We start from the raw sequence: 6,182 nt of genomic DNA on the forward strand, positions 1-6,182 counted from the left end.
CAACGCAAGTTGAACAAGCAGCTGAACCGCAGGCCTATGACGAAAACGACATGAGAGCGTTTCGGGGTCGATGACGGCGCTCGGTTACGCAATCAGCTTGCCCCGGTCACACAGGCGCGACAGCCGGAAGCGGGGTTCCGGCCACTCGCGACATCCGCATTTCACTCTGGTCCGCGTCCAGCGTTCCTCGATAGGCCACGATCCGCCCCGGCACGCCCCACACCGACCAGCGCCGCGGCAGCAACTGCAGCCGGCCGCCGTCCACCACCAGCGCCAGGGCGAGGTCGATCAGCCCGAAGCGTTCGACCAGCAGGGCTCCGTTGCGGCCCACGCCCGCGCTCTGCAGCGAAGAGAAGGTCCTGCCGGCGAAGCGGCGCGTACGATCATGCCGCCGCGATGCTCGCCGGACTTCAGCCGGTTCAGCACCCGATGGACAGCGGGGACAGCGGGGACAGCGGCTGCAGCGAAGGCAGGCGCAGGCGATGACGCGCGGTGGCCAGCAGGTTGAGCTGCCGGGTGCATCGCAGCCCTCGCGACGCAGCATCACCGGCGCGCCGGCATAGCCCACCACCGCGCGCATGAGGTTCAGACCGATGCCGGCGTGGCGTTGCGTCCGTGTCCGCGCTGCCGACAGGGTAGCGTGGCAGCGGCTCGGTAGAGCACGATCCGGGATTAACACTGGCCGTGCTATCGCTGCACGCTCGTCCCTGAGGGAGCACCACCATGGTCCACAAGAACACGGTCTGCATCTGGTACGACAACGGCGCGCTGGAAGCGGCCACCTTCTACGCACAGACCTTCCCGGACAGCAGGGTGGTCGCCGTCCACCATGCGCCGGGTGACTTTCCATCAGGCAGCCAGGGCGACGTGCTGACGGTGGAGTTCACCGTCTGCGGGCTGCCCTGCGTCGGCCTCAATGGTGGCCCCGCCTTCCGCCAGACCGAAGCGTTTTCGCTGCAGGTTGCCACCGAAGACCAGGCCGAGACCGACCGGCTGTGGAATGCCATCGTCGGCAACGGGGGCCAGCAAAGCGCCTGCGGCTGGTGCAAGGACCGCTGGGGCGTGTCCTGGCAGATCACCCCACGTATCCTGCTGGAGTCCGTCACCAGTAAAGACAAGGCGCTGGCCAAGCGCGCCTTCGACGCCATGATGACCATGCACAGGATCGACATCGCCACCATCGAGGCCGCCATCCGGTGAGCGCACGTGACGGCCAGCGGCCGCCACTCCCCTGGCCTGTCTTACTTGATCGAGCGCAGGTGGTTCGGGCGCTTCGGCGGGCCCGGTGGGCGCGGCTTGAACGGCGGCTGGCCGCGCCAATAGCGGATCAGCAACCAGCCGAACAACATGCCACCCAGGTGCGCGAAGTGGGCCACGCCCGGCTGCCAGCCGGTGGCGCCCAGCACCAGTTCGCCTACGCCGAACAGGATCACGAAGGTGCGCGCCTTCATCGGAATCGGCGGGAACAGCAGCATCACCCGCTGGTTCGGGAACAGCATGCCGTAGGCCAGCAGCAGGCCGAACACGCCGCCGGAAGCCCCCAGCACCGTGGCCGGATTTTCCATCAGGCTGCCCACCAACAGCTGGCACAGGCCCGCGCCGGCCACGCAGACCAGGTAGAAGGTCAGGAAGCGCTTCTCGCCCCAGGTCTGTTCCAGCGGTGCGCCGAACATGAAAACGGCGAGCATGTTGAAGAACAGATGGCCGAAGCTGCCGTGCAGGAAACCGTAGGTCAGCAGCTGCCACGGCTGGAAATTGCCGCCGGGCGAAAAGGCATCGAAGCTGCCCTGCAGCGGTTGCAGCATGAACGGTGCGAAGGTGGCATCGCCCAGCAGGAACGGCTGCTGCAGCAGGAACAGGATCGCGTTGGCGATCAGCAACGCCTTGGTAACGGTGGGCAGTCGCGGAAGCATGGGGGCATCCTCTGGAACGGCCTCCATCATAACGGCAGCGCCCGTGGATGGCGTTGTCTTCAGCCGCTCACGCGTTCAGCCCGCTAGCACGCTCAGCGCGGTCCCCAGATCTCCGCGTCCAGCGCCTGCGCCGGATCCAGCGCAGGCATCCGCACGCGCCCTCGTTCCACCACCACGCCTTCGGCACGCAGGCGCTGGCTCTGCTCGCGCCAGCCGCGCGAACCTTCCGGCATGGCGATGCGGCCATCCGCGCGCAGCACGCGGTGCCACGGCAGCTGCGGATCATCGTTCATGCCCAGCACGCGCGCGGTCAGCCGCGCCCTGCCCGGCAACCCGGCGCGCGCGGCAACCTGCCCGTATCCCATCACCTGCCCGGCCGGAATGGCGCGGATCACCGCCAGGATGCGCTCGCGCGCCTGCTCCGGGGTCAGCGCCGCAGGCGGGTCACCAGCAGCACCCCGCACAGCACCAGCACGGTGCCGGCGATCTGCGCCGGGCCCATCGGTTCGTCGAGCAGCCATAGACTCATCACGATCGTGGAAACCGGCCCGAGCATACCGACCTGCGCGGCCAGCGACGAGCCGATGCGCTTGACCGCCAGCATGATCGCCATCACCGGCAGCACCGTACAGACCGTTGCGTTGACCAGCGACAGCCACTGCACCGCTGCCGGTGCCTGCCACAGCAGCGGCCATGGATGGGTCAGGCCGAAATGCAGCAGCACCAGCACGCAGGCCACGCAGCTGGCCTGCGCGGTCAGCCGCACCGCGCCGATGCGCGCCACCACCTGCCCGCTGCCGAACAGATACAGCGCGTAGCTGATCGCACTGCCGAGCACCAGCAGACTGCCAAGCACGATCTGCCCGCCTTCGCGCTGCAGGTCGTGGCCGAACGCCACCAGTACGCCGGCGTAGCTGAGCGCCAGCGCGGCCAGTTGCCAACGGCCCGGGCGTTGCCGCGCCAGCAGTACGTTGATCAGCAGCACCAGGGTCGGGTTGAGGTACAGGATCAGTCGTTCCAGCGTCACGCTGATGTACTGCAGCCCCTGGAAATCCAGCCAGCTGGACAGGTAATAGCCGGTGAAACCCAGCCACAGGATGCGCGCGCGGTCAGCCCAGCCCAGCGATGCGGCACGGCGCGAGGACCCCCAGGCCAGCAGCAGGAACAGCGGAAACGCCATCGCCATGCGCAGCGCCAGCAATGTGGTCGGATCCACGCCATGGCGCAGGCCCAGCTTCACGATGACGGCCTTGCCGGACGCTGCCACCGCACCGATCGCAGCCAGCCCGATGCCTCCCAGCGCGATGCGGGTGGACGAGGTGGCGATAGGCGAAGGGGCGCTCATACAGCGCGCCATTATCGCACGGGTGCGGCCCTGCCCTTCGTCGTGCTGCATGCCGACCGAGGTCGGCACTACGCGCTCAGCCGCGCATCAGCACGATCTCTTCCGAGGAGGTGGGATGAATCGCCACGGTGTCGTCGAAGTGCGCCTTGGTCGCGCCCATTTTCACCGCCACCGCGAATCCCTGCAGGATCTCGTCGGCCGCCTCGCCCAGCAGGTGGACGCCGACCACGCGTTCTTCGGCGCCCACGCAGACCAGCTTGAACATGCTGCGCTGGGTGCCGTCGGCCAGCGCCTGCAGCATCGGCCGGAAATTGCTGTGGTAGGTGCGCACCTCGCCGTACCGGGCGCGCGCCTCCTCTTCGCCCAGGCCGACCATGCCCAACGGGGGATGCGAGAACACCACGCTGGGGACGTTTTCATAGTCCATTTTCGCGTCCGGCTTGCCGCCGAACAGCCGGTCCATCAGATGCCGCGCAGCGGCGATCGCCACCGGCGTCAGGCCCACCTTGCCGCCGATGTCCCCCACCGCGTGGATGCTTGGCACGGACGTGTCCTGCCACTCATCGACGATCACCTCGCCGCGGTCACCCACCGCCACACCGACCTGCTCCAGGCCGATATCGGTGGAGTTGCCACGCCGGCCGATGGCGAAGAACACCGTGTCGAACACGCTGTCCAGCGGACCATCGTGGCCCAGCACGCGCACATGCTGGCCATCATCGTCGCGCTGCAGTTCACGCAGGCGGTAGTCGAACTGGATGCGCACCCCCTGATGGCACAGGTTGTCGGCCAGCTGCGCCGCCAGTTCGCCATCGAAGCGGTCCAGCAGCCGGCCACCGCGCACCAGCAGGGTCACCCGGCTGCCCAGCGCCTGCAGCAATCCGGCCAGCTCCACCGCGATGTAGCCACCACCGACGATGGCGACCTGCGCCGGTGCGTCGCACAGATTGAAGAAATCATCCGAGACCAGGCCCAGTTCCGCGCCGGGGATGTCCGGTCGCTGCGGGTGTGCGCCGGTAGCCAGCAGGATGTGCTCGCCGCTGAGGCGTACCCCGTCGCTGCACTCCACGGTATGCGCATCCACCAGCCGCCCACGACGTGGCACGCGCACTACGCCGGTCTCGTCCAGGCGCTTGCGATAACTGACATGGATGTTCTCGATATAGCCCTGCCGATGCACCACGAGTTCCTTCCAGGACAGCGCCGGACGCAGCGGGACGTCGAAGCCCATTGCACGTGCCAGTCCGATGCGTCCGGCCAGGTCGGCGGCCAGCCACATCGCCTTCTTCGGCACGCAGCCGACGTTGACACAGGTGCCGCCCAGCTCGCCGGGCTCCAGCATCGCCACCTTTTTGCCATGCTGTGCCGCGCGGAAGGCAGCGGCCAGGCCTCCGGATCCGCCCCCCAGGACGATCAGATCGTAGTCATGCGCAGTGCTTGTCATCGGGCTCGCTCGCTTCGTTGCATCAACAGGGGGTGCCAGTGCAAAGCATGCCACGACAGGCCGCGCGCCAGACGTGACGGCGCCCGATCAGCGCGCCTGCGGCGTGCGTCGCAGCGGCGGCCACTGCAGGTAAGTCATTGCCCGCCACAGCCACTCCATCGGGCCATGGCCGAAGCGTGCCAGCCACCGGTGGCTGATGCCCACCTGCAGCGCGAACAACGCCACGGCGAATACCAGCTGCCACGCCCGCGGCAGCTGTTCGAACAAGCCCAAGCCATACCCGAAGAACAGCCAGGTGCACAGCAGCGACTGCAGCAGGTAGTGGGTCAGCGCCATCCGCCCCGGGGCGGCCAGCCAGCCCAGCGCGTGCCGCGCGTGCACGATCCAGCCCAGATAGCCGAGCGCCATCAGCAGGCTGGCCACCGCCGCCAGCGCGTAGGACAGCCCGGTCTGTACGGTGAACTCGCCAGGCGCCAGGTAGGGGTGCCACGCGGCACTGGCCAGCATCAGCACCACGCCCACGGGCATGGCGATCCAGCGCAGGCGCGCGTACAGAGGCGCAAAGCGCATGGGGTCGGCCAGTGCACCGCTGCGCGCGAACCAGGCTCCGATCAGGAACATGCCGAAGATCTCCGGGCCGGTGATCAGGATGCCGCCGATCATGTGGCGCAGGTCGGCCAACCGCTGCACATTGGCCTGCGCCCAGCTTCCCTGGCCGTAGGCGAGGCGCTGCGCCTCGATGACCTCCTGCGCCGCGCGCATGCTGCCCGCGCTGTCCAGCGGACTGCCACCGCGCGCTGCCGCCCACACCAGCAGCGCGAACAGCAGGCTGAGCCCCACGGCGAAGGCATACACCAGCGCGCCCATCGCCGGCAGCATCGACAACGGCCAGCGCCGCGTGCCCAGCAGCAGGAAGGACAGCAGCGCATACACCAGCAGGATGTCGCCGGACCACACCAGCAGCGCGTGGCAGGCGCCGATCAGCAGCAGGGCGACGCTGCGACGCAGGTAGATCGGCGTGAAGTCCCGCCCGGCGCCCTGTGCCCGCTGGGCCATCACCGCGAATCCGGCGCCGAACAACAGCGAGAACAGCAGGAAGAACTTGCCCTGCACGAACACATACACCAGCGCGTCGGCGAGGTAATCGATGCCGTGCCAGTGCGGATCCACCCCGGTGAAGGACAGGTCCAGTGGACCGGTGAACGCTTCGATGTTCATCAACAGGATGCCGAACAGGGCGGCGCCACGCAGGATGTCCATCACGGTGATGCGGTCGGCGGTGGTCAGCGGCTGCAGGGCAGGAATCGCGTTGGTCACGGGGGATCCGGGGGTGCGGGGCGCCATTATGCGGTGGGGGTGGGTCGAACGGGTGTGACCCCCCTCGCGGGTGTCTGCTTTTTGAAGCCGCAACTGGGGGTGGGGGGGGGGGGGGGGGGGGGGGGGGGGGGGGGGGGGGGGGGGGGGGGGGGGGGGGGGGGGG

7 protein-coding genes are annotated in these 6,182 nt (G+C 68.4%); 1 reads left to right on the forward strand and 6 read right to left on the reverse strand.

Going from position 1 to position 6,182, the window contains the following annotated elements:
* Positions 1-106: 106 nt before the first annotated feature.
* Positions 107-331, reverse strand: coding sequence for a hypothetical protein (locus H9654_RS07990; RefSeq protein ID WP_191770339.1), 225 nt, complete (start codon positions 329-331; stop codon positions 107-109).
* 392 nt (positions 332-723) lie between these two features.
* Between H9654_RS07990 and H9654_RS07995 the strand changes: the two genes are divergently transcribed.
* Complete coding sequence (locus tag H9654_RS07995) at positions 724-1,200, forward strand: VOC family protein (protein WP_191770341.1); 477 nt, start codon at positions 724-726, stop codon at positions 1,198-1,200.
* Positions 1,201-1,241: 41 nt separating this feature from the next.
* On the opposite strand, the gene H9654_RS08000 is transcribed toward H9654_RS07995, so the two are convergent.
* The 5 genes from H9654_RS08000 to H9654_RS08020 form a co-directional block, all read right to left on the reverse strand.
* Positions 1,242-1,913, reverse strand: coding sequence for a rhomboid family intramembrane serine protease (locus H9654_RS08000; RefSeq protein ID WP_042614086.1), 672 nt, complete (start codon positions 1,911-1,913; stop codon positions 1,242-1,244).
* Positions 1,914-2,005: 92 nt separating this feature from the next.
* On the reverse strand, positions 2,006-2,434 hold the full coding sequence (locus tag H9654_RS08005; protein ID WP_101100674.1) for an MGMT family protein: 429 nt from the start codon (positions 2,432-2,434) through the stop codon (positions 2,006-2,008).
* On the reverse strand, positions 2,341-3,258 hold the full coding sequence (locus tag H9654_RS08010) for a DMT family transporter (protein ID WP_191770343.1): 918 nt from the start codon (positions 3,256-3,258) through the stop codon (positions 2,341-2,343). The genes H9654_RS08005 and H9654_RS08010 overlap by 94 nt, the downstream gene beginning before the upstream one ends.
* 76 nt (positions 3,259-3,334) lie before the next feature.
* Positions 3,335-4,702, reverse strand: a complete 1,368-nt coding sequence (gene gorA / locus H9654_RS08015; RefSeq protein ID WP_191770345.1) for a glutathione-disulfide reductase — start codon at positions 4,700-4,702, stop codon at positions 3,335-3,337.
* An 87-nt stretch (positions 4,703-4,789) separates the two neighbouring features.
* The gene (locus H9654_RS08020) at positions 4,790-6,046 is read right to left on the reverse strand and encodes a DUF418 domain-containing protein (RefSeq protein WP_191770347.1); all 1,257 of its coding nucleotides are present in this window, start codon (positions 6,044-6,046) and stop codon (positions 4,790-4,792) included.
* Positions 6,047-6,182: the final 136 nt, after the last annotated feature.

This window comes from Stenotrophomonas lacuserhaii (assembly GCF_014836545.1).
Taxonomy (GTDB): domain Bacteria; phylum Pseudomonadota; class Gammaproteobacteria; order Xanthomonadales; family Xanthomonadaceae; genus Stenotrophomonas; species Stenotrophomonas lacuserhaii.

What these genes read in the sequence shown, in the direction of transcription:
- H9654_RS07995 (WP_191770341.1), top strand. Translation starts at nt 724, where the DNA reads ATGGTCCACAAGAACACGGTCTGCATCTGGTACGACAACGGCGCGCTG.
- H9654_RS08005 (WP_101100674.1), bottom strand. Translation starts at nt 2,434, where the DNA reads ATGGCTGCTCGACGAACCGATGGGCCCGGCGCAGATCGCCGGCACCGT.
- H9654_RS08010 (WP_191770343.1), bottom strand. Translation starts at nt 3,258, where the DNA reads ATGAGCGCCCCTTCGCCTATCGCCACCTCGTCCACCCGCATCGCGCTG.
- gorA (WP_191770345.1), bottom strand. Translation starts at nt 4,702, where the DNA reads ATGACAAGCACTGCGCATGACTACGATCTGATCGTCCTGGGGGGCGGA.
- H9654_RS08000 (WP_042614086.1), bottom strand. Translation starts at nt 1,913, where the DNA reads ATGCTTCCGCGACTGCCCACCGTTACCAAGGCGTTGCTGATCGCCAAC.
- H9654_RS08020 (WP_191770347.1), bottom strand. Translation starts at nt 6,046, where the DNA reads ATGGCGCCCCGCACCCCCGGATCCCCCGTGACCAACGCGATTCCTGCC.